The following is a 22,836-nucleotide window of genomic DNA, read 5'->3' as shown; positions in this document are numbered from 1 at the left end:
CGGCTGTTCGTCAGGAGAGATAAACTCTCCTTTCGGAGAAAATGATTACTGAATGTGGCCTTCGCGCCGGAGCTGGTCCGCGTCCTCGCCGGTGTAGCGCCATTCGATGTTGGCTTTCTCGTCCTGCCAGTCCCACGGTTCGACGAGCACGACGTCGCCCTCGTTGATCCACGTGCGGTACTTCATGCGGCCGGGGATGCGGCCCATGCGGTTCTTTCCGTCTTCACAGCGGATTCGGACGTGATTGCCACCGTTGTGCTCTGTGACGACTGCGAACAGCTCGTTGTCGTTGGGCATTCGAAGGTTTCGACGCCCTTGATTTTCACTCACAGTCTTGCTCGGGGACGGAGACGGATAACTTATCGGATACTCGTGATACCAAATGTCACGGCATTGAAACAGGGTGACCGTAGCCTCGAACACCACGTTGTCCGCTGTTTTCGATAGATTGGCCGCCAGCAGAGGAGGATGGATCGTAATAACAGTCCACACGGACTGTTCGAGGTCCGCTGGAGACCGCGTTCGTGGTCGGTCGCATTCGTAGTCGGCCATCACCGGGTCGTCACTGAGAGCGGGTGGGCGTGACGTGGGTCTCGATGATTCCCCTACAACACCACTGTGTCCGCAGTTATTCACCGTCTCAGCCCCCTAAAAAGACGCTTTTGTCGATTCGTGGGGGGCTTCGTAGAGCCACGGAGAACAGCTTTCGTCGGGGTCGACGACGAGCGGAGAAGTCGGTTCGACTCGACCGGACGAGACTAACCACGGTTGTGTGACGACCCGTGTCAACGAGCGGTCGAGAAGCGTTCGGGTTGACACAGACACCATGTTGTCCGCTGTTCTCGACGGACGTGAACGTGAAGACGAGACGGTGTGAGGCGGGGAACACTCACACCACTTTGTCCGCTGTTCTCGGTGTGAAGCGGTACCCCCCGTCGTCGTGAGGCGGTCCTCTCCCGTTGGTTTTCACCTCTGCGGGTTAGTTTAAGTTGTCCGCAGCCCGAATGAAAGTGGCCTCCTCAGACAGCTCTCATACGACTAATATAATTAACTGTACTACGGACTTAGTTTAAGCCATACCATATTAAATCTTTCTCTGTTTCAGAACACGCGGCTCCGTCCAGTTGATGCACCGGACACCTTCGTCTGCCAGAACAGCGGACAAAGTGGAGGGGGTGTGTCCCCGCCCGAGTATATAAATCACGAGAACAGCGGACACTCCGGACACGGTGGTTTTATGAATGAAGTGGTCGAACCGTGGTAGTATGCCCCTATTCGAGCGGGACACCGAGATCTATCGGGACCGGGACGCCCTCCGCGAGGATTACCAACCCGAGGAACTCGTGGGGCGTGACGAGGAACTCCGCACCTTCCAGGCCGCGCTGCAGCCGGTTATCAACGGCGAACAGCCCAACAACATCTTCCTCTACGGCAAGACCGGCGTCGGCAAGACCGCCGCGTCGAGGTACCTACTCGGTCACCTCCGCGAAGACGCGAGTCACTACGACGACATCCACCTCACCGTCGTCTTCCTGAACTGCGACGGACTCACGAGTTCGTATCAGATTGCGACCCGTCTCGTCAACGAGTTCCGGTCGGAGTCGAACCAGATCAGCACGACGGGCTACCCGCTCGGCTCTGTCTACGAGATGCTCTGGCAGGAACTCGACGACTGCGGCGGGACGATAATCATCGTCCTCGACGAGATCGACCACGTCAACGACGACAGCATCCTCTACCAACTCCCGCGGGCGCGGGCCAACGGGAACCTCGACGCGGCGAAAGTCGGCCTCATCGGTATCTCGAACGACTTCTCGTTCCGCGACGACCTCTCGCCGAAGGTGAAAAGCTCCCTGTGCGAACAGGAGATTCACTTCCCCGCGTACAACGCGAAGAACCTCCGCGCCATCCTCGAACAGCGCGCCAAGGTTGCGTTCCGCGAGGGCGTCCTCTCCGACGAGGTGATTCCGCTCTGTGCCGCTTACGGCGCGAAAGACGCCGGGGACGCCCGCCAGTCCATCGACCTGTTGATGAAAGCCGGCGACTTGGCCCGCGACGACGACACCGACCGAATCGAGGAAGAACACGTCAAGCGCGGTCGGCGCGCCCTCGAACGCGGCCGCATCAAAGAGGGAATCAACGGCCTGACCGAACACGGCCACCTCGTTCTCTACTCGCTTTTGACGCTCGAACTTGAAGACGAGACGCCGATTCGCTCCCGCGACGTTCGCCCCCGCTACACTCGCTTTACCGAACTCGCCAACCGCGACCCCCTCGTCCCGCGACGGATGCGCGACCACCTCAGCGAACTCGCGATGCTCGGCATCGTCTCGGTCACCGAGCGAAACGAGGGACGACGCGGCGGGACGTACCGCGAGTACGCCCTCGATATGGACGTCGGGCTCATCGTCTCGGCCATGCGCGACACTATCGAACTCGTGGGCGTCCACGAGACGGTCGAACCCTTCCTCGACGGAGAGAAGACGAGCACGCTCGACGACTTCATCGAGCAGTAGCCCACTCCGACACGGATTACTGCGGACATCGTGGTGTACCCGGTCCACGACGCCTTTTCGTCACGTTTCGGGAGAACTGTCGCTTTCGTCGCTCCTCAAAATGCCCGTTCGGTGGGACGCACTCATCCCTTCGTTGTCAGTACCGACCGCTCGGAACACCACGATGTCCGCAGTAAATCGGCGATTTTCGCCGCTTGTCTGAACAGCGGACATTGTGGTGTTCCAACCCGTCCACGGCGGACTATCGTCCCGGTAGCGGTCCTCTTCGTGGCTCGCTATCGGCACAACAGCGGACATACTGGTGTTCGGTGACGGGTCTTTCGACGTGAGGAATCGCCCCGTCATACCGTGTTTGCGACAACAGCGGACGCCACGGTGTTCGACCGATTGATCGCCCCGGCTCTGGAACTAATTGTCACCGGCTGTTTCGGTGATCGGGGGCCGAGCCCTCCGTCTCGAACACCACGTTGTCCGCTGTTCTTCGGGCGTTCGAGCGTTTCCTCGGCCTCGATTTCGCTCTGCTCTCCGGCGCGCCATCGTCAATCGGTCTCTCGCTGTCGGTGTCGGTCGCTGCGAATCACTCGTCGCGGGTTTCGAGGACGGCGTCGGCGATTTCCTCGGGGAACTCGGCGGCGACGCGGACGAGTGCGTCGTGGAACTCGCGGCCGGTCAGGTCGCGCACGTCGTGTTCCCGGCGGAGGAGCGACTCGACTTCGAACTCGGCGTCGTCCAGTCGGTCGAGCGTCTCGGTCCGGACGTAGATGCTCTTCGCGGTCGTCGCTTCGAACTCGAACGCCGGACCGCCCTCCGATTTTGTCGCTTGTTCCGCGTCGTCGACGCGCTCCGCGCCGTCTGCTTCCGCGTTCGATTCGGTCGACTCACGAGATTCGTCGCCTTCGCTCCGCCCATCGCTGTCGACGCTTTCGCTGTCGGGTTCTCCCTCGCTGTCGGGGTCTCCACCCGCGTCGTCCGAGTCGGACTCGGTCTCCGGTTCGGACTCGGTTTCGGGCCCGGCTTCGACCGTCGGTTCGGAACGCTTTGACTCGGACTCGTCGGGAGCGGCTTCGTCCGGTGCTTCCTCGTCCTCGGGTTCTGACTCCGATTCCATCGCCTCGCCGAGGCCGGCGAATCGGTTCTCCTTAGGCATCGTTCGTCCCTCCGCGCTCGACGATCTCCGCGAGCTGGTCGAGTCGGTCGAGCATGTCGTTCGAGGGGTCGTACTCCCGGAGGGTCTTCCCGTCGCGCCAGGCGCGACTGAACGCGATTCGGTGTCTGATACCCGGTCCCTTGGAATCGGTGTCGTCGAACAGTTCCGACCGGGCGAACGGCGGGATGAACTGTTCGAAGGGGGAGTCTTCGAGGTCGCGGATGATGCGTTTTTCCTCGTTGTTCCCGGTGAGGTCGTTCGGAACGATAGCGAGGATGTCGAGGTCGACTTCGCGCCGAATCGGGCCGATCTGCTGTTCGAACATCCGCTCGAAGCCGCTCACGCTCGGCTCGCTCATCAACAGCGGGACGACGACGTTCCCGGTTCCGATGAGCGCCGCATCGGACAGCGGGCCGAGGCTCGGCGGCGAGTCGATGACGATGTAGTCGTAGTCGTCGTCGAGAAGCGGGTCGACGATTCGGCGGCGGACCCAGAGCACGCCGAACGTCGAGTTCCGGACGCGGTCTTCGATGTCGTCGAGGTCGACGTGGGAGGGAAGCACGTCGAAGCTCTCGCGGTCGCGTATCACCTCGTGTACGTCGATTGGGTCGTCGTCGGTCAGCACGTCGCCGATGTTCGACTCCGACGATTCGTAGGCGTCTTTCAGTCCGACGCCCTCGGTCGCGTTCCCCTGCTGGTCGAGGTCGACGAGCAGCACGTCGTTGCCCCGCGCGGCGAGCGCGTCGGCGAGGTTGATCGCAATCGTCGTCTTTCCGACGCCGCCTTTCTGGAGCGAGACGCTCACGGCCCGCGACATCTATCGGGCCTCCGCCGCCGAGCAATTTCCACAATTTGTACACAGTATACGCTGTGTCTGCTGTCTGAGCGGTGCAAACTCTGCCTGAATTGCGAGCTGTGCGGACATTTGAGGGCTCGGACGGACCTTCCGCGTCATGCCACATAGTTTTATCCACGACTTTTGAACCGTCGAAGATGTGTTTACATTTTGCACTCTCTGAAGTTTCCACACTTTCTAAAAATTGTAAAATTTGTAGACTATCCGCGGTCATTGATCGACTCCTCGCCCGCGTTCCGGCCACCCCGGAGGGGTTCACCCGCGCAAGCGCCCGATTCCCGAACAGCGCTCGCGGTTCGTACATCTCTCACACTGGGCGAATCTCTCGCAGTGCGAGCAGTCCACACTTTCTACAATTTTTGCAAATTCTACAAATTCTATGCTGTCCTCGACTTCTAAAACTCATGGACAGTCCGAAATCCGCTGACAGTGCAAACACCGCCGACAGTTTCGACTGTCCGGGGTGTTCGCGCCGTCTGAACCGCTCGGGCTGTTCGAACTCCCCTCGCGGTTTACGCCGTTCGCACACTCCGCGCCGCTTCGACGGTCTATACAGTCTCGACGGTTCACACCGTCCGCACGGCTCGCCCGGTTTCGACAGCTCGAACTCCGCTTCCGGACGCCGTTCGATCCCGACCGTCATCCGAAAAATATCGGTAATTCAGCGTTGCTGACCAGCAGATACTGCGGACATGGTGGTGTCGGGTCGGCAGTCCGCTCGGTTCAGTTGGCGAGTTTGTCGGCGAACTTCTCGCGGACCTTCTCGATTTTCGGGCTCGCGTGGAACTGGCAGTACGCGTCGTTGGGGTTCTTTTCGAAGTAGTCCTGGTGGTGCTTCTCGGCCTCGTAAAACGTCTCCAGCGGGACCAACTCCGTGACGACGTCGTCGTCGTACTCCTCGTCGAGCGCCTCGATGTAGGCCGACGCCTGCCGCTCCTGTTCGTCGTCGTGGAACAGGACGATAGAGCGGTACTGCGTCCCCACGTCCGGCCCCTGTCGGTTGAGTTGGGTCGGGTCGTGGACCGCGAAGAACACGTCGAGCAGTTCGTCGTAGCCGACGACTGCGGGGTCGTACTCGACCTGCACGACCTCGGCGTGGCCGGTGTTCCCCGAGCAGACCTGCTCGTAGGTCGGGTTCGCAGTCTCGCCGCCGGCGTAGCCCGACGTGACCTCGCTGATGCCGTCGAGTTCCTTGAACGCGGCTTCGACGCACCAGAAACAGCCGCCGCCGAACGTCGCAGTCTGTGTGCTTCCCATAGTCCCGGTTACGTCGCCGAGGAATTAAGCCCCGCGGCGGGGGCAGTGGGAACCGAGACCTCCGTCCGCGACGAGGCTTCCGTCCGCCCCGATGGCTGCGAACCCGAACTCATAGCGCTTCGAGAACGAGTTCCGACGAGCCCGTGGATTTCCCGACCAAACTGTACGCGAAGACAACATTTATCCGCCCTGTCTGTCAGCAATTACCATGGAAGACGTATTCGTTGCGAGAGTGATGTCGACGGCCCTCCACACGGTCACCCCGGACACGCTCGTCGAAGACGCGGCGCAGTTGATTCTCGACAACAACATCAGTTCGGTCGTCGTCGTCGACGAGGAGAACCGACTGAAAGGCATCCTGACGACGACCGACTTCGTCGATATCGTCGCCAAGAGCCAGCCGAAGGCCCAGACAACCGTCGAGCGGTACATGACCACCGACGTGATTACCGCGGGCGCGCAGGACTCCATCCTCGCCGTCGCGGAGTCGATGACCGAACACGGCTTTCACCACATGCCCGTCGTCGACGAGGAGGAAGGCGTCATCGGGATGATAGCCACGTCGGACCTCGCCGCGTACCTCTCGCAGACTGGAAAGCTAGCGCGGTCGTAACGCAGTCTCTTCTGCCTGACTCCGCGCTACTCCACCTGCTCGGAGAGGCTCTCAACGATGCTCGCCAGCCGCGGGTCCGTCGCGTGGCCGTGGTGGACCGCCAGCGGCGAGACGCTCACCTCGCCGTCGACCATCGCGCGGCGGTCGCTGCCGACGGGGTAGCGCTCGCGGTGTTCGTCGCCGAGCGGGAACGGGTTCTCGAAGCCGACGGCGTCCGGCCACGAAATGTCCTGCAGGCGGACGTAAACCTCGCCGTCGTCGAGGTCGTGTTCGCGGTCGCCGTCCGGGAGCGCGCCGGCGTCGGCGTGGTGGTCGACCTGCTGGTCGTAGTCCGCGAAGGGGCGGGTCACGCGCATCCGGGGGCTCGGAACGTCGGCGGGGGCGTTGACGTTCAAGAGGTCGACCTCGTCGAACACGTCGGTGCCGAAGACGCGCTCGGTCAGGGCGCGGGCGACCCGCGCGGGGCGGGAGAAGTCGTACTCCTCGGGCGGGTGGCAGAAGAAGTCCCGGGCGTGGTAGCTGGAGACGGCGATGGCGGGCGTCCCGAGGAACGCGGCCTCGACGCCCGCGCCGACGGTGCCCGACCGGCCGACGACGTAGTTGCCGGCGTTCGGGCCGTCGTTGATACCGGAGACGACGATATCGAAGTCGGCGTCGAGGCCGCGAAGGCCGTAGGCGACGCAGTCGGCGGGGGTGCCTTCGAGGGCGTACCCCCACGGGTGGTCGCGGCGGACCGCGTGTTCGTTGCGGGCGCGGCCGACGCCGCTTTGGTTCTCGGCGGGCGCGACGACGGTCACGTCGCCGACGGCGGTGAGTTCCTCGCGCATGGCGGCGATGCCGGGCGCGTCGATGCCGTCGTCGTTGGTGAGGAGGATTCGAAGCGGAGACGAGGAGTCGGTCATCGAGTCGTGAATTTCCGCCGGTCGCCGTAGCTATTCCGAATTCGGGCCCGGCGGCGTCGCCGACCCCTGTCCCGTCGTCGAAAACGGGTCGTACTCCACGGCGTCGATGGTCGCCCGCCAGTACGGTAGGTCGCCCGTCGGGAGGGTCCACGCCACTTCGGCCGCCGCGGGGACGCGAATCCCGTCCACTTCGCGGTAGTCGCTGAAGCGTCCCGTCCACGGACGCCGCTCGTACTCGCCGCCGCCCGTCTCGCGCCACCGGTCCGCGGTGACCCGCGCTATCTCGTCGTTCTCGTCGAAGTGGAACACGACGCTCGCGGTCGACTCGCGGTGGGTGAGCGTCGCGCGTGCCGAGCGGTCGTCTCTCGGCTCCCACCTGACGCCGTGGCCGGGGAGAAACGCGGTCGGAAACCAGACCATCTCGGCGAGGTAGCGGGCGAGTTCGCCCTCGTCCAACTCGGGCGACGGCGGGGCGTCCGTGACGGTGAACGCGGAGAGTAGCCTCGCTTCGAGCGTCCCCGCGCCGCCGACGAAGGCGTCGACGACCCGAACCGACGGGAACGGCACGAACGGCACGAGGTCGATTCGGGCGTCCCAGACGAACCCCGGCGGGTCGACCGTGTAGTGTTGCGTCGCCGTCATCGACTTCCACGGCGAGTCCGCGTCGCCGAGTCTGAACTCGCCGGTCTGGCGGAGCCGAACCGACCGAACCCGAGGGGGCTCGTCGGGGAGCACGCGTTCGAGATACCGCTGAACCGGGTCGGGAAGGGAGGCGGTCGCTGGCGTGGCGGCCTCGGTTCCGGCGACGTCAGGAGTCGATTCGGCGCGCTCCCGTCGGAGCGCATCGAGCAGTCGGCCGGCCGTCTCGTCGGCCCGCGCTCGGACTGCGGCGAGGAGAACGCCGACGGCGAGCGCGCCGCCGACGGTCACGGCCCCGAGTCGTCCGAGCGTTCGATTCCGTGCCATATCGGTCATACGGGCGAGACGGATATGAGCCTCGTCGTCGCTCTCACGGGTCGGCACCGACCGAACTCCTGTCAACGCGACGTTCAAAATTTCGAGACTCTCACGAACGAGAGAATATAATTCAAACGGAGACTTTATGTAATTAAGTTCGTACTAACGAACGAATGCGCATCGAACCGATGCGGCCGGCACGCCGGGCACCCGCCGACATCGCGGTTAACCTCCCGTTAATGCGCCTGTTCTCGGTAGATACGTCTCCGCTACTGTCAGTGCTCCGCTCGTCGCCGACCGTCACGTCCGCCACGACCGCCGCCACCGCCCCGAGCGATGCGAACCGTCGCCTCCGCCGGGCCGCCGTCGGCGCTCGCCGCCTATCGACCCCCAGAGACCGCCCCGATTCGACCGCCTATCGACCCGTCTCCCCAAGCGAGGTGGGCGTTGCGTGAGTTCCCTCGACGGGACCGACGACGTACCGTGGGACGACGTGGGCTTCGTTATCAGCTCTCACTACCGCGTCTCCGTCCTCGATAGGCTCTCCGAGGGCCCCGCGACGCCGACGCAAATCGCCACCGACTCCGAGAGCGCGGTCGCCCACGTCTCGCGGGCGCTGCAGGAACTCAGAGACCGTTCGCTCGTGGAACTTCTCGTCCCGGAACAGCGCCGAAAAGGGCGGGTGTACGGCATCACCGACGACGCCGAGAACATCTGGACCGTCATTCAGACACAGCAGATGGCGTGAGCGCGGTCGTTCGGTGACCGCGCCCGCGCGTCCGCGTTCGCGTCCCGCCTACTTCGTGGCGATTCGCTCCGACCCCTTGTTCAGGAGCTGGTAGGTCCGCTTTGCGAGGTTCATCCCGACCCCCGTCGATTCGACGACGTAGTACGGGACGAGTTCGCCGCCGAACTTCGACTTGTAGTTGCAGAGCCGCTCCGTGTTCGCGCCGACGAGGTCGTACTTCGTGACCGACGCGAGCGCTTCGTCCTCGACGATATCTTCGATGATAGTCCAATGGAGCAGGCTGTTGATGCTGACCCCGTCGTACTGCCCGCGAGCGCCGCCGAGCCAGAAGTAGCCCACCTCGGCGGAGAAGGGGACTATCATGCCGCTGAGGTACTCGCCGTCGGGGTCGCGGGCGACGTACACTCGACACCGGTCGCCGAGATTCTCGACCATCGACTCGACGAACTCCCAGGGCATCCCGAACGGCTCGTCCTGCTCGTCGTACCGCGAGACCACGTCGTCGTAGACGACGCGGGCCCCGTCGAGTCCCTCGTCCGCGATGGTGACGTCGAGTTCGCGCGCCTGCCGAATCTCGCGGCGGAGGCTACTACTGAACTGGGCTTGAATCTCGTCGAGCGAGCGCCCGTCGAGGTCGAGCCGATAGGTGAAGGAGGGCTTGACCGCGAAACCGGTCCACTCGAACGGGCGGGGGTCGAGGTACGCCGGCGAACAGAGCAGGCGGACGAACGTCCGGTTCGAGCGGATGCCGAGTTCCTCGACCACGAGGTCGGCGAACTCGCGGTTCACCGACTCGTAGGCGCTCTGTTTCGGGCTGTTCGGCATCATCACCGGGCCGATGTAGGGAATCGCCATCGACGGCGGCGGCGAGACGACGACCCGTCCGAGAGGGTTCCGGCGGACGAACGTCGGGAACAGCGCGACCGGCTCTTGGCCCTTGAAGACGCCGAACAGGTGCATCTCGCCGTCGAAGTGCTCGTCGATGGCGGCGAGCACCGCGGGGGTGTGGAAGACTTCGGTGCCCGACGAGGGGAGCGCGGCTCCCCACTCGTCGAGGCTCAGGGTTTCGATACGGAGTTGTGACATGTGTCGTGGTCGTGCGGGTTGGTGGTCGTCGGTCGGTGCGGCGGTCGGGTCGTCATCGGTGGAACAGCCCCGAAACGAGTCGCGACGAGAGGCTCGTCCCGTTTCCCCGGGACAGCATCTCGATGCCGGGACCGAGGCGGCTCTTGTACAGGTGTGCGATGGTTCTGACCGGGAGCGCCCCGTGTTCGATCTGGTAGAACGTGACGAGTTCGGGGTTGTACTTGCTCTTGTAACGGTTGAGTCGGTGGTTGTTCGCGCCGACGAGGTCGTAGCGGCGCATCCCGGCGTCCATGCCGTCGCGCATGATGCGCCAGTCCAGCAGGTCGTTGACGTCGATTCCGAAGTCCCGCTGGGGCCGGACGCCGCCGAGCCAGCGGTAGAGCGTGTCCCCGTACTGGAGGGCGAGAATCCCGCTCACGAACGTCCCGTCGTACCGGAAGACGTAGGGTCGGACCTGCCCCGCCGGCAGCGAGTCGTACAGGTCCGTGACGAACTGTGGCGGTACGTCGAACGACAGGTCCTGTTCCTCGTAGCGGTCTTTGACCAGCGTGAGGATCGAACAGATGTCGTCGCGGTCGCCCTCCTCGATGCCGGAGACGAGCTTTCGGCCGTCGCGGATGTTCCGGCGGGCGCTCCGGCTGAACGACATGAGGAGCTCGTCCTCGTCGCGGGTCAAATCGACGTTGTAGGTGTACTTCGGCGACACGTCGCAGCCGCCCCACAGGAACGTCCGCATGTCGGTGTAGTAGTCGCCGACGCGGACGTGCGTGTAGTTCGGGCCGATGTGTTCGTCTATCCACGCGGTACAGCCGTCGATGAACTGGTTGCGGCGGCGCTCGAACTTCCGGCTCTTGATGTTGCCGGCGTCGAGCATCACGGGTCCGAGATACGGGACGCCGATGTGCGGCGGCGGCGAGAACGCCGTCTTGACCAGCCCCTTTCGAATCTCGAAGACGGGGAACAGCCCGACCGGCTCTTCGGTCTTGAAGCCGACGAGCAGGTGGAGCGTCGAGTTCGAGTGCTTCGCTTGGAGCCGCAGCGCTTCGTACTGATGGAAGAAGCTGGCCTGACTCGACCGCTCGACGTACGTGTCCCACTCGTCGCGGTCGCCGTGGTCGAACTCGGCGATTTCGATGGTCATGGGCTGGAAGGCGTCAGGTGTTCGCACCGCGTCCGCGGCCCTCGACAACACGGGGCGGGACCGTCCCGCCCCCCTCGACCGTCCCGCCCGATCCGACCGTCTCGGCAGACCCGTTCAAACCGTCCGAACAGACCGTAATCAGCCGACTCACCGGCGGACGCGGCGGCCCCGTAAATCGACCCGCGGTCCGGTCGGGCCGCGTCGGCGTGTATCATTCGAAAAGACATTCTCGAACTACTGTGACGAGAGGACGGGGATTTGTTATGAAGCGACTAGCCGGCGTTCGCGCCGGCCTACACGCCGTCAGGGACTCTCTGCCGCCGCCCGTAGGCGCTCGATACCGTCGGCGTCGATGCCGTAGCCGTGTGTCGGTTCCCCGGAGATTCTGGTGGCCACGTACTCGGCGATGGCGTAGGCCATCCACGCCTGACACCACCGCATGAGCGTCATGCGCTTGGTGTAAAAGCGGTGTTTGCGGAAGTAGAACCGACCCTCGGACGGGACGTACATGTTCGCCAGCGCCCAATCGATGGCGCGCTCGGCGCGGTCGTACTGCCCGGCGTAGGTGAACACGAGGATGCCCTGCGCCGTCGCGTGGATGTCCCGCGGGTAGGGGTTTTCCTCGTCGAAGTTGGGCGCGCCGTCCTCGTCGAACAGCTCGCGGGCGTAGAAGTCGAGGCCGCGTTCGAGCGTCTCGTCGTACCGGCCGCTGCCGACGATTTGCTCGTAGCGCTGGAAGCACTCGACGATGAAGCCGTTGTGGTGGTTGTCCATCGAGAGGTGCGAGGCGCTCGCGGGCTCGCGGTAGTACCACCCGCCGCGGTCGGTCTGCTTCGACGCGACGAAGTCGTACACCTTCTCGGCGCGTTCGAGCAGTTCCTCGTCGCCGAAGTGGTCGTACAGCTCGACGAACAGCCGCGCCCCGATGGCCAGCGCGTTGAGCGTGTAGCTGTCTTTCGGGTGCGAGAGGTAGTAGTCCATGACCGCGCCGTCGTCCTTCGGCCGGTAGTTGAGGTCGTCGAGCAGCACGTCCACGGCGGTCTTGGCGATGTCCGGGTAGTCCGGGTCGAACTCCCGCCCGGCGAGGAGCGCCTTGACGCCGTAGGACGTCGAGACGATGTTCGGCGAGTGGGGAATCCCCGACCGCGGGCCGTTGCGACCCGAGATGTGCTGGATGACGTGGCGGTGACTGCCGGCGAAGCCGCTGTAGCCCTTGGCTTGGTTCTCGACGAGCCACTCGGTCAGCGCCGCCGCGTCGTCGCGGTACGTCTCCGCCGGGCGGTCGCCGTCGAACCACTCGGCCAACTGGGCGCGGGTCCGGTTCGCCATGGCGAACAGCGTGATGCCCTTGAAGTTCCGCCGCTGTTCGACGAGGAACAGCGGGCGGACGTTGACGGGCGAGCGCTTGATGAACTCCTGGACCGCGAGGTTGAACCAGCGGTTGTCGATGGGGACCGAAAGCAGGAGCCTGCTGCTCATGCCGTCGCCGTAGTCCCAGCCCTTGTAGTCGCGTTCGCGGGCGTAGTCGAGCACGTCGTCGAGCACGTCGACGTACCGTTGGAGTCGCTCCGTGTCGGCGTCGCCGTCGCGGTGATACTGCTTCGGTGATGGATTCATGATACAGAATAGCCTCTCTGAGGGGTATTGGCTGTCCGAGAGGAAGCCCGCTGGCGGCTTTGTTATGGGGCCGATACCGACCGACGCCGCCGAATTCTACGGAGAGATCGAGTGATTCGCGCCGGTGGCGGTCGCGCTGTCGGTCGCCCTCTCCGAGTCGCCATCCGGGTCGCGCTCGGCGAGGAACTCGCGGTAGTAGTCGGCGACGGGGCCGACCCACGCGCCGCGGTCGAGCGCCCGCTCGACGATGCGGCGGTAGAGCCGGCGGTAGCCGGGGAACTCGTCTTCGTTGAAGTACCGCGGGTGCCACAGCACGGTCATCACGGCGTCGTTCGCCTCGGCCTCGTCCAAGAGGCGCTCGCACTCGGCCCACGCCTCGTCGAACGCCGACCCGGGGTCGGGAAGCGACACCTCCATCAGCGTCAGCGGGAAGACGACGAAGTCGTCGTCGAAGGGTCTGAACGGCCGGTAGCCGTGCTGGAAGCCGTTTTCCGAACTCGACCCGGGGCTGGCGTCGTACTTCAGGCCGAGTTCGCGGTGGTAGCGCCACGTGTTCGGCCCGAGTTTGAGGTGGTGCTGGCGGCCGCCGACGACCTCGTGGCCGAGCACCGCTTCGAGTTCGCGCTTCTCGGTCCGGAGGCGGTCGAAGTCGTCGCACGACCGGAACGAGCCGTGGATGCCGACCTCCCAGCCGCCCTCGTCGAGGTCGCGGACGGCGGTGGCGACCGACGCCGAGTCGAGGTCGTACCGGCCGAGGTGTTCGACCCAGTTCTTCGGTTCGAGCCAGTCCGACAGCGACCCCGTTTCGAGGAGGCTCGGCTCGTTGAGGAAGTAGAACGACGAGCGGACGCCGAGGTCGCGTTCGAGCGCCATGACCTCCTCGAACTGCCAGTAGGGGTTCTCCCGGCGGAGGAGCGTCCGGAGGTGATAGCCCGGATTCGACTTCGCCGCGTAGTACAGCCCCTGATACGTCTTGTACGGGCGGTCCACGTCGTGGGTCAGACAGACCGCGAAGCCCGGCCCGGACTCGCTCGGTTCCGTGCGGGTCACGCGGGGGTCACCTCGCGCATCTGCGTCTCCCTTCTTCTCACGCATCTTCGTACTCCGAGAGCGCGGCGACGATTCGCTCGGCGGCGCTCCCGTCGCCGTACAGCGAGGGCTTCTCCGGGAGCGGGCTCTCGTCGGCCAGCGCCGCCCGAATCGCGGTCGCGTCCGCGCCGACGAGGGCGTTCCAGCCGGCGTCGACGGTCTCGGTCCACTCGGTCTCGTCGCGGAGCGTGAGACACCTGGTGTCGAGGTAGAACGCCTCCTTCTGAACGCCGCCGGAGTCGGTGGCGACGCGCTCCGCGCCGTCGAGCAGGCGGACGAAGTCGAGGTAGCCGACCGGTTCCACGAGGACGACGTTCTCGGCGTCGGCGAGCCGCGACCAGAGGCCGCTGGCTTCGAGCGCCCCCTCGGTCCGCGGGTGGACTGGGAAGACGACCGGGAGTTCCGACGACGCCAGCCCCTCCACGATGCCTTCGAGGCGGTCGCGGTCGTCGGTGTTGGCGGCGCGGTGGACCGTCGCGAGGACGTACTCGCCGTCTCGGAGGTCGAGTCCGTCGAGTATCGTCGACCGCTCGCGGGCGGCCTCGCGGACCCGGAGGACGGCGTCGTACTGCACGTCGCCGGTCACGGAGACGCCGTCGCGGATGCCCTCGGCCGCCAGCGTCTCGGCGGCCGACTCGGAGGGGGCGAACAGCAGGTCCGAGCAGTGGTCCGTGAGCACGCGGTTGACCTCCTCGGGCATCTCCCAGTTGTGGCTCCGCAGGCCGGCCTCGACGTGCGCCAGCGCGGGCTCGCGCTTCGCGGCCACGAGCGCCGCCGCGAGCGTCGAGTTGGTGTCGCCGTAGACGAGCACCACGTCGGGCTCCTCGTCAGCGACGACGGCGTCGAGACGGGTCATCATCTCGGCGGTCTGGGCGGCGTGACCGCCCGAGCCGACTCCGAGGTTGTAGTCCGGCTCCGGGATGTCGAGTTCGTCGAAGAACACGCCCGACATCGACTCGTCGTAGTGTTGGCCGGTGTGGACGAGCACCTCGTCGTGGTCGCGTCTGAGCGCGTCGGAGACGGGGAACGCCTTGATGAACTGCGGGCGCGCGCCGACGACCGAGAGCACTTTGAGGCGGTTCATCGGCCCGAACCTCCGTGCGGCGCGTCGGTCCCCACCGCGACTTCGGCCTCGGCCTCGGAATCAGCGTCGGCTGACGACTCGCCCCGCGGTCCGCCGCCGATTTCGTACACGCGGTGGCCGATGTCGCCGAGGGTGCCGCGGCCGTCGACGACGACGAGGTCGTCGAAGGCGGCCCAGTCGATGCCGTCGAACTCCTCGTGCGGCGTGACGACCACGGCCGCGTCGATAGCGCGGGTTGGCAGGTCGGCGAGCGAGACGGGGGTCGCGCCGAAGGACGCGACGACCTCGTCGGAGAGCATCGGGTCGACCGCGAGGACGGTCGCGCCGAGTTCGTTCAGTCGGTCGATGACGCCCGCGGCGGGGGTCGTGCGCGTCTCGGCGACGCCGGGGCGGTAGGTGACGCCGAGGACGGCGACGGTCGCGCCCCGAATCTCTCGGCCCGCCGCGGCCAACTCGTCGCGGAGTTTGTCGGCGGTGAACGCCGGCATGCTGTCGTTGACCTCGCGGGCGGTCAGGAGCAGGGGCGTCTCGGCCGCCACTCGGCTCGTGATGAAGTACGGGTACCACGGGATGCAGTGGCCGCCGACGCCCGGCCCGGGCGCGTGGATGTCGCAGTACGGCTGGGTGTTGGCCGCGTCGATGGCCTCGGTCACGTCGATGCCGAGGTCGTCGTGGAGCCGCGCGAGTTCGTTGGCGAGCGCGATGTTCACGTCGCGGTAGACGCCCTCGAACAGTTTCACGGCCTCCGCGGTTGTCGCGTCGCGCACGGGAATCACCTCGTTCGAGGTAATCTCGCCGTAGACGAGCGCCGCGACGCGGGTGCTCTCGGCGTCGACGCCGCCGACGATTTTCGGGTGCGACTCGGTGATGTCGCGGAGCGCCCGGCCCGACGAGGTCCGCTCGGGGCAGAACGCCACGCCGAACTCGCCGGCCGAGAGGCCGCTTCGGTCCGCGAGGTAGGGGACCACGAGGTCGCTGCTCGTCCCCGGCGGGACGGTACACTCGACGACGACGAGGTCGCCGGGCGCGAGTCCCCGCGCGATGCTGTCGAGGACGGCCTCGAACGCCGCGAGGTCGGGTTCGCGGTCGTCGGTCAGCGGCGTCGGGACGATGACGACGTGCACCGCAGCTCTCTCGGCCGCCGCGACGCCGTCGGTGGTCGCCCGAAGCGCGCCGCGGTCGGCCTGCTCGGCGACCAATTCGGGGAGTCCCGGTTCCTTCGCCACGTGGCACTCGCCGTCGTTGACGCCGCGGACCACGTCCTCGCTGATGTCGACGCCGGTGACGTTGCCCGTCGCGCGGGCGTAGACGGCCGCCAGCGGGAGACCCATCTTTCCGAGGCCGTACACCGCGACGGGGACCTCGCCGGCGCGCAGGGCTCGCGTCTGTTCGTCGAGTGAACGGTCGGTGCCGTACAGTCCGGGGTGCTCGCGGCTCATTGCCGCCCCTCCGTGGCTTCCGTGGTCTCCGCGGTTTCCGAGCTTTCCGCGCCCTCGACGCCCCGAGCCGTCACCTCGGCGTCGGCCTCGATGCGCCGGGCGAGTTCGATGGCGCGCAGGCCGTCGGCCGGCGAGACGAGGACCGGGCCGCCGTCGGTCGCGGCGTCCACGAACGCCTGTAACTCGCGTTTCAGCGGCTCGCCGGTGGAGATCATCGGCTGTTCCATGACCACCTCGTGGCGGTAGCGGACGCCGCCGTTGTCTCGGAGGTAGTCCGGCCGCGACTGGCGGAAAATCTGGACCGACTGGTTCAGGTAGTCGACCCGGATGAGTCGGTCGCGCGCGGTGATGTCGAGGGTCCGCGTCTTCTGCTGGGTGAGCCGACTCGCCGTGAGCGAGGCGATGACGCCGTTCTCGAAGGTCACCTGCGCCGTCGCGTACTGCTCGTCTGGCGTGGCGGTCGCGGCCACGCGGTCGACGTCGGCGTCGACGAGCGAGAGCACCACGTCGATGTCGTGAATCATGAGGTCCATGACGACGCCGTCGCCCATCTCGCGGTTCAGCGGCGGGCCGAGTCGATTCGCGGTGATGGCGATGGGCTCGACGCCGTCGAGGAGGTCGGGGAGGGCGCGGACGGCCGGGTTGAACCGCTCGATGTGGCCCACTTGGAGCACGACGCCGCGGTCCTCGGCGAGCGCGGCCAGCTCCGCGCCCGCGTCGAGGTCGTCGACGAAGGGTTTCTCGACGAGCGCGTGGACGCCGGCGTCGATGCACTGCCGGGCGACCGATTCGTGATAGGGCGTCGGCACCGCGACCGTCACCACGTCCACGCGGTCGAGGAGTTCCTCGACTCCGTACGCGTCGGTGCCGAAGTCGGCGGCGACCTCGGCGGCGCGCTCCGCGTCCGCGTCGGCGACGCCGACCAGTTCGACGCCGCGAAGCTCCGCGTAGACCCGCGCGTGGTTGGTCCCCATCGACCCGACGCCGACGACGCCCGCGCGGACCGGGCGCTCTCGGCCGCCGTCGGTTCGCAATCTGGCGTTTTCTCGGCTCACCTCGCCACCTCCGCGTAGTTGGCGACCGCGGTCCCGACGCGCTCCACGTCGGCCTCGCTGAGCCCGGGGTGGACCGGGAGAGAAAGCACCCTCGTCGCGGCGTCCTCTGCGATGGGGGCCGATACCGCGAGGTGTTCGTACGCGGGTTGCTTGTGGACGGGCTTCGGGTAGTAGACGCCCGTGGCGATGCCCTTCGCGTCGAGGTACGATTTGAGGGCGTCGCGCTCGACGCCGTCGCAGGCGACGGTGTACTGGTGGAAGACGTGAGTCCGGTCCGGCGGCGTGTGGGGCGTCGTGACCGGCGAGTCTTCGAGGTACTCCGTGAGCGCGGCGGCGTTCGCCTGCCTCGCGCGAGTGAACTCGGGGAGGCGTTCGAGCTGGACCCGACCGATGGCCGCGGCGATGCTCGTCATGCGGAAGTTGTGGCCGACCTCGGCGTGTTCGTAGCCGGAGACGCGGCCGTGGTCAACGAACCGGGCGGCGCGCTCTGCGACGTCCGCGTGGTTGGTGGTAATCATCCCGCCCTCGCTCGTGGTCATGTTCTTCGTCGGGTAGAACGAGAAGCACGCGGCGTCGCCGAGGGAGCCGACGCGCCGTCCCTCGACTTCCGCGCCGTGGGCCTGCGCGGCGTCCTCGACGAGCAGGAAGTCGTACTCCTCGGCGAGTTCCGCGAGGCGCGTCATGTCCGCCGGGAGACCGTAGAGGTGGACCGCGATGACCGCGTCCACCCGCTCGCCGGCCCGCAGTCGCGCTTCGAGCGCGTCGGGGTCGATGTTGTACGTCCGCGGGTCGATGTCGACGAAGTCCACCTCCGCGCCCGCGAAGGCGACGGCGTTGGCCGTCGCGATGAACGTGAAGGGCGTCGTCAGGACGCGGTCGCCGGGACCGATACCGAGGGCGTGAAGCGCGGCGTGGAGCGCCGTCGTCCCGTTCGAGGTGGCGACGCCGTGGTCGGCCCCGCAGTAGTCGGCGAACTCCCGCTCGAAGCCCCGAACCTCGGGGCCGTCGGCTATCATGCCGCTTTCGAGGACGGCGGCGATTCGGTCCCGTTCGGCCGCGCCGAGTTGGGGCGCGGCGATTGAGATGTGGTCTGAACTCATCGTCGGATCCTGTTTTCTCCCCGCAGTTGCTCCGGAAGGTCGCGGTGGACGGCGGGGACGCCCACGGCGAGGGTGCGCGGCGGCACGTCGTTCACGACGAGCGCGCCGGCGGCGACGAACGCGCCCTCGCCGACGGTCACGCCGGGGAGGAGCGTCGCGTTCGCGCCGATGGAGGCGTGGTTCTCGATTATCGGTCCCACGAGTTCCGCGTCGGTGCGGACCGGATAGGGGTCGTTCGTCATCACCACGCCCGGCCCGACGAACACGTCGTCGCCGATGCGGGTGTTGGTGGGGATGTAGACGTTCGTCTGGATGCTCACGCGCGACCCGATGGTCGTGGTGCCGTCGACGACCGTCTCGGTCCCGAGGAGGACCCCGTCGCCGATGGTCGTGTGCTCGCGGACGAGGACGTTGTGGCCGGTGACGAAGTCGTCGCCGATGGTCACGTCGTCGTAGACGATGGTGCCGGCGCGGATTCGCGCCCGGTCGCCGATGACCGGGTCGTCGCCGTCGCCGTAGCCGATGGTGACGCCGTCGTCGACGTGGGATTCGACGCCCACCTCGGCGCTCATCGGCGTCCACCTCGCGTCGGTCGCGCTCCGTCGGCCGTCTGTGTCGACTCGGCGGACGACCGAATCGACTGGAAAATCTGGAATCTCATATCATGTCGGCGGGGAGTCTGCCTGCCTTAGCGAAATTCAGTCTCGGTGAGGGCTTTGTTATGGAGTGATTGCCGCCCGAAATCCGGCCGCAGTCACTTCGTAACGTCGCGACGGATTCCGGTCACCGAGCGCTTGAGAAGCCCAACGCCGGGCGCGCCGTCGCCGAGCCAGAGCCAGACGGCGCTGCCGAGCAACGCGAGTTCGAACGCGACCAACACCCACGCCTCGGGCCGTGCGAGGAAGACGACGAAGCGGCGCAGGTAGAACCACGTCTGGGCGAAGAAGCCGCCCATCGACGACTCGCTCCCGTGGGACAGCGGCCAGAGGAACGCCCGAATCACGTCGTAGTTCCCGAAGAAAAAGCCGTTGTACAGCAGGTCCGCGGGGATGTGCGAGAGGTAGCCGAGGGCGAAGGCGACGCCGACCGTCGCCGCCCGGTAGCGCCGCGCGACGGCCACGACGAGTATCGAAACCGGAACCGAGACGAGAATCGAGTGGGCCGCGGAGATGCCGCTCGGGAGAACGCCGAACGACCACGCCAGCGGCTTGTCGACGAGGTCGGGGAACTGCGTTCCGACGAGCACCGCCAGCGCGGCCCAGCCGTCGAGCTTCCGGCCGGTCGCCCGAGCCCACAGCGAGACGATGATGTAGCCGACGGCGGCGTGTTCCCACGGGAACATCAGCGGTCGCTCCGGGCGGTCGCGTCCGTGTCGTCAGTTTCTCGTCGCGGCGTGGTGGGGATACGTGTCTGAAACATCTGGGTTGTGGGGCGCGTCGCGGTCGGTCGTGGAGGTGCGAGAGTTCCGCCCGCGTCGGGTGCGGATGTTCCGCGTCGAGTGCGGATGTAGGCGATAACGGCGCGCGAGCGCCCGGTCAGGGAACCCGAGTGTTCGTCCGGGTTTTGTTATGGCGACCGTAACGGCTCCAGAGCGATTTTCGCGGCCGGAAACGGGCGGCGATTCCCCCGAATGCGGCGGGTAGACGCCGTATAACTACTCCTGCAGGGCGCGTGGAATGTCCAGAGAGTATGCGATACCTGTTCTTCACCAACACGCCCGCGCACGTCCACCTCTACAAGTACGCCGTCAGAGAGCTTCAGGCGATGGGTCACGACGTGCTCGTCCTCGGCCGCGACTACGGCTGTACCAAGGACCTCCTCGAATACTACGACCTCCCCCACGAGATTTACGGCTCCTGCGGGACGACGAAGTACTCGCTTTTCAAATCGCTCCCGTTCCACTACGTCAACATCTTCCGGGCCGTGCGGCGGTTCAAGCCGGACCTCATCTTCGGGATGGGCGGCTACGCGGCCCACGCCGGGGCCGTCTCGCGGACGCCCGTGGTCCTCCTCCTCGACTCCGAGCCGACCTCGCTGGACCACGTCGTCTCCCGACCGTTCGCCAAGGCGATTCTGACGCCCCACACCTTCGGGAAGGACCTCGCGGACAACCACTACCAGTTCCGCGGGTTCAAAGAGACGGCCTATCTCCACCCCGACGTGTACGAGCCCTCGGTGGACATCCGGGCCGAACTCGGCCTCGACCCCGACGAGAAGTTCGTCGTCGTCCGATTCAACGCGTTCGGCTCGCACCACGACGTTGGCCACGGCGGCTTCACCCCCGAGCGACGCCGCGAACTCATCGAGATGCTGGGCGAGCGCGCGACCGTCTTCGTCCTCGACGAGAGCGAAGAACGCCGCGACGGCGACCTCGATACCCGCCCGTTCGACTTCCACCCCGCGCTCGTCCACGACGTGCTCGCCGAGGCGAGCCTGCTCGTCGCCGACACCCAGACCATGGTCACCGAGGCGGCGCTCCTCGGGACGCCCGCCATCCGGTCGAACTCCTTCGTCGGCGACGACGACATGGGCAACTTCGTCGAACTCGAACGGCAGGGGCTCATCTCCAACCTCAAGTCGTTCGACGACGTGATGGCCCGCGCCGAGGAACTCCTCGCCGACGACGGCGCGAAGGCCCGCTGGGCCGACAAGCGCGACGCGTTCCTCGCGGACAAAGTCAACCTCACCGACGTCATCGTCCAGGTGGCGCTGAACTACGGCTCCGTCGAGAGGGTCGACTCGCTGACGCGACACACCGTGCCGGCGTAGTCGATGCCGCTCGGCACTCCCCTCTCCCCCGAAGACGGTCAATCGACCCATAACTAACCGCCGAACCGCCCAATTTTCGCGTATCGACCGGCGCGCGCTCGCGCCCGCCTCGACGCGTCCCGCGACTCGGAAGCCGCGATTCCCCGGCCCGCGATTCCCCGACCACGACCCGAAAACCAACCCATGAAGCCCAAACAAACACTCCTCATCGTCGGCCCGAAAGGGACCGGCGGCATCGACCGATACATCACCGAACAGCGTCGCTACCTCGAAGACCGGATGGACGTGCGCGTCTACACGCGCTACACCGCGCCGAAAGGCGAGGGGCTCGAACTCGCCGCGCGGATGCTCCTCTCGTCGCTCGTCGCCGTCGCCCTGTTCCCCTTCCAGCGACGCCCAGACATCGTCCATGTCCACTCGTCGCACACCTACTCGTTCTACCGCGCGGCGTTCTTCGCCCTGTTTTCGAAGTACGTCTGGGGCGTCCCCGTCGTCTTCCATATCCACGGCTCGTCGTTCGACGACTTCCTCGCCACCGACTCGCGGGCAGTCCGCCGACTCCAGTCGCTCGTCTTCGACGCCGTCGACGACGTGGTCGTCCTCTCGGAGTACTGGCGCGGCCTCGTCTCCCGACTCGCCGGCGAGGAGAAAGTCCACGTCATGGCCAACGCCGTCGAACCCGCGGAGTACGACCCGACGTACCCGACCGACCCCGTCCACCTCGTCTTCGTCTCGAACCTCATCGACCGCAAGGGAATCCGCGAGTTCCTCGACGCCGTCGAGATACTCGAATCCACGCCCGGCCTCGACTTCGAGGTGAGCATCGGCGGCCGCGGCCCCCACGCCGACCGCGCCGAGGCGGTCGCCGCCGCCCACGACAACGTCTCGTACCTCGGCTTCCTCTCCGAGGAAGACAAGCGCAACCTCATCGGCCGCGGGACCGTGTTCGTCCTTCCGACGTACGCGGAGGGGCTCCCAATTGCCATGCTCGAAGGCATGGCCGGCGGCAACGCCATCGTGACCACTCCCGTCGGCAGCATCCCCGAGGTTATCACCGACGACCACGGGATTCTCGTCGCACCCGGCGACGCCGAGGAGTTGTCGCGGGCGCTCGCGCGACTCGTCTCCAATCCCGAGGAGGCCGTCCGCATGGGTCGGACGAATCGGGCGGCCATCGAAGAGCGCTACTCGTGGCAGTCGAACGCCGAGGAGTTGGTGGCGATGTACGCCGAGGCGGCGTAGCGCCGAGACCTCCGGCTTCTGTCTTTTTCGCGGGCGTTCCGCCGCCGACGAACCCCGCCGGTGACTCTTTGTACGTGTACACTATAGGACGAAGACGATTTCACTGACCGAGGAGGCGTCCGAGCGACTCCGAGAGCTGAAGCGGGGCGACGAGAGCTTCACCGACGTCCTCCTCCGGATGACCGGGGAGACAAAGACGTGATGAAGGGCTTCGGTTC

At 66.2% G+C, this 22,836-nt stretch carries 23 protein-coding genes; 7 read left to right on the top strand and 16 right to left on the bottom strand.

The genetic code is table 11. From position 1 onward, the window contains the following. Nucleotides 1–45: 45 nt before the first annotated feature. The gene (gene eif1A / locus ATB1_RS01815; RefSeq protein ID WP_013035036.1) at nt 46–330 is read right to left on the bottom strand and encodes a translation initiation factor eIF-1A; all 285 of its coding nucleotides are present in this window, start codon (nt 328–330) and stop codon (nt 46–48) included. 935 nt (nt 331–1,265) lie between these two features. On the opposite strand from eif1A, the gene ATB1_RS01805 reads away from it, so the two are divergent. Then, entirely contained in the window at nt 1,266–2,516 is a 1,251-nt protein-coding gene (locus tag ATB1_RS01805) for an orc1/cdc6 family replication initiation protein (protein WP_042661998.1), read from the top strand. A 577-nt stretch (nt 2,517–3,093) separates the two neighbouring features. Here the strand turns inward: ATB1_RS01805 and ATB1_RS01795 are convergent. The 3 genes from ATB1_RS01795 to msrA form a co-directional block, all read right to left on the bottom strand. Next, nucleotides 3,094–3,663 (bottom strand): hypothetical protein, encoded by a 570-nt coding sequence (locus ATB1_RS01795; RefSeq protein ID WP_042661996.1) that lies wholly within the window; start codon nt 3,661–3,663, stop codon nt 3,094–3,096. Next, nucleotides 3,656–4,480 (bottom strand): ParA family protein, encoded by an 825-nt coding sequence (locus tag ATB1_RS01790; RefSeq protein ID WP_042661995.1) that lies wholly within the window; start codon nt 4,478–4,480, stop codon nt 3,656–3,658. Before ATB1_RS01790 ends, ATB1_RS01795 begins: the two co-directional genes overlap by 8 nt. 762 nt (nt 4,481–5,242) lie before the next feature. Next, complete coding sequence (gene msrA, locus ATB1_RS01785) at nt 5,243–5,776, bottom strand: peptide-methionine (S)-S-oxide reductase MsrA (RefSeq protein ID WP_042661994.1); 534 nt, start codon at nt 5,774–5,776, stop codon at nt 5,243–5,245. Nucleotides 5,777–5,984: 208 nt separating this feature from the next. Between msrA and ATB1_RS01780 the strand changes: the two genes are divergently transcribed. After that, nucleotides 5,985–6,389 (top strand): CBS domain-containing protein, encoded by a 405-nt coding sequence (locus ATB1_RS01780; RefSeq protein ID WP_042661993.1) that lies wholly within the window; start codon nt 5,985–5,987, stop codon nt 6,387–6,389. Between the two features lie 26 nt (nt 6,390–6,415). On the opposite strand, the gene surE is transcribed toward ATB1_RS01780, so the two are convergent. Both surE and ATB1_RS01770 read right to left on the bottom strand, forming a co-directional pair. Next, nucleotides 6,416–7,291 carry a 5'/3'-nucleotidase SurE gene (gene surE, locus ATB1_RS01775; RefSeq protein WP_042661992.1) on the bottom strand — a complete coding sequence of 292 codons (876 nt, stop codon included), beginning with the start codon at nt 7,289–7,291 and terminating at the stop codon, nt 6,416–6,418. Between the two features lie 30 nt (nt 7,292–7,321). Next, nucleotides 7,322–8,257 (bottom strand): DUF6544 family protein, encoded by a 936-nt coding sequence (locus ATB1_RS01770; RefSeq protein ID WP_042662045.1) that lies wholly within the window; start codon nt 8,255–8,257, stop codon nt 7,322–7,324. A 164-nt stretch (nt 8,258–8,421) separates the two neighbouring features. Here ATB1_RS01770 and ATB1_RS01765 point away from each other — a divergent pair, with 164 nt between their 5' ends. Together ATB1_RS01765 and ATB1_RS01760 are read left to right on the top strand one after the other, a co-directional pair. Then, nucleotides 8,422–8,703, top strand: coding sequence for a hypothetical protein (locus ATB1_RS01765; RefSeq protein WP_042661991.1), 282 nt, complete (start codon nt 8,422–8,424; stop codon nt 8,701–8,703). Continuing rightward, nucleotides 8,700–8,996: a winged helix-turn-helix domain-containing protein gene (locus ATB1_RS01760; protein ID WP_042661990.1), complete on the top strand. Its 297-nt coding sequence runs from the start codon at nt 8,700–8,702 to the stop codon at nt 8,994–8,996. Before ATB1_RS01765 ends, ATB1_RS01760 begins: the two co-directional genes overlap by 4 nt. Before the next feature lie 48 nt (nt 8,997–9,044). Here ATB1_RS01760 and ATB1_RS01755 read toward each other — a convergent pair whose 3' ends face one another. From ATB1_RS01755 to ATB1_RS01710, 10 genes are all read right to left on the bottom strand, one after another. After that, on the bottom strand, nt 9,045–10,082 hold the full coding sequence (locus tag ATB1_RS01755) for a GNAT family N-acetyltransferase (protein ID WP_042661989.1): 1,038 nt from the start codon (nt 10,080–10,082) through the stop codon (nt 9,045–9,047). 52 nt (nt 10,083–10,134) lie between these two features. Continuing rightward, entirely contained in the window at nt 10,135–11,223 is a 1,089-nt protein-coding gene (locus ATB1_RS01750) for a GNAT family N-acetyltransferase (RefSeq protein ID WP_042661988.1), read from the bottom strand. Nucleotides 11,224–11,526: 303 nt separating this feature from the next. After that, a complete protein-coding gene (locus tag ATB1_RS01745; RefSeq protein ID WP_042661987.1) occupies nt 11,527–12,840 on the bottom strand; it encodes an antibiotic ABC transporter permease in 1,314 nt (437 codons plus the stop codon). A 96-nt stretch (nt 12,841–12,936) separates the two neighbouring features. Next, nucleotides 12,937–13,935, bottom strand: coding sequence for a polysaccharide deacetylase family protein (locus ATB1_RS01740; RefSeq protein ID WP_198526020.1), 999 nt, complete (start codon nt 13,933–13,935; stop codon nt 12,937–12,939). Further along, a complete protein-coding gene (gene wecB / locus ATB1_RS01735; RefSeq protein WP_042661986.1) occupies nt 13,928–15,013 on the bottom strand; it encodes a non-hydrolyzing UDP-N-acetylglucosamine 2-epimerase in 1,086 nt (361 codons plus the stop codon). Before wecB ends, ATB1_RS01740 begins: the two co-directional genes overlap by 8 nt. Next, nucleotides 15,010–16,452: a nucleotide sugar dehydrogenase gene (locus tag ATB1_RS01730; RefSeq protein ID WP_042661985.1), complete on the bottom strand. Its 1,443-nt coding sequence runs from the start codon at nt 16,450–16,452 to the stop codon at nt 15,010–15,012. Before ATB1_RS01730 ends, wecB begins: the two co-directional genes overlap by 4 nt. Further along, the gene (locus tag ATB1_RS01725) at nt 16,449–17,507 is read right to left on the bottom strand and encodes a Gfo/Idh/MocA family protein (RefSeq protein WP_241767997.1); all 1,059 of its coding nucleotides are present in this window, start codon (nt 17,505–17,507) and stop codon (nt 16,449–16,451) included. Before ATB1_RS01725 ends, ATB1_RS01730 begins: the two co-directional genes overlap by 4 nt. Further along, on the bottom strand, nt 17,504–18,607 hold the full coding sequence (locus ATB1_RS01720; protein WP_042661983.1) for a DegT/DnrJ/EryC1/StrS aminotransferase family protein: 1,104 nt from the start codon (nt 18,605–18,607) through the stop codon (nt 17,504–17,506). The genes ATB1_RS01725 and ATB1_RS01720 overlap by 4 nt, the downstream gene beginning before the upstream one ends. Further along, nucleotides 18,604–19,179 (bottom strand): acyltransferase, encoded by a 576-nt coding sequence (locus ATB1_RS01715; RefSeq protein WP_042661982.1) that lies wholly within the window; start codon nt 19,177–19,179, stop codon nt 18,604–18,606. Before ATB1_RS01715 ends, ATB1_RS01720 begins: the two co-directional genes overlap by 4 nt. A 182-nt stretch (nt 19,180–19,361) precedes the next feature. Then, nucleotides 19,362–19,949, bottom strand: a complete 588-nt coding sequence (locus ATB1_RS01710; protein ID WP_042661981.1) for a metal-dependent hydrolase — start codon at nt 19,947–19,949, stop codon at nt 19,362–19,364. A 347-nt stretch (nt 19,950–20,296) separates the two neighbouring features. Here ATB1_RS01710 and ATB1_RS01705 point away from each other — a divergent pair, with 347 nt between their 5' ends. The 3 genes from ATB1_RS01705 to ATB1_RS24260 all read left to right on the top strand — a co-directional run bounded on the left by ATB1_RS01705 (nt 20,297) and on the right by ATB1_RS24260 (nt 22,820). Continuing rightward, nucleotides 20,297–21,376: a DUF354 domain-containing protein gene (locus ATB1_RS01705; RefSeq protein WP_042661980.1), complete on the top strand. Its 1,080-nt coding sequence runs from the start codon at nt 20,297–20,299 to the stop codon at nt 21,374–21,376. A gap of 183 nt (nt 21,377–21,559) precedes the next feature. Next, nucleotides 21,560–22,618, top strand: a complete 1,059-nt coding sequence (locus ATB1_RS01700) for a glycosyltransferase family 4 protein (protein ID WP_042661979.1) — start codon at nt 21,560–21,562, stop codon at nt 22,616–22,618. 97 nt (nt 22,619–22,715) lie between these two features. Next, on the top strand, nt 22,716–22,820 hold the full coding sequence (locus ATB1_RS24260) for an antitoxin VapB family protein (protein WP_128081364.1): 105 nt from the start codon (nt 22,716–22,718) through the stop codon (nt 22,818–22,820). The last annotated feature ends 16 nt before the right edge of the window (nt 22,821–22,836 follow it).

Source organism: Haloferax sp. ATB1 (genome assembly GCF_000730175.1).
This window is presented reverse-complemented; position numbering and strand designations above follow the sequence as displayed.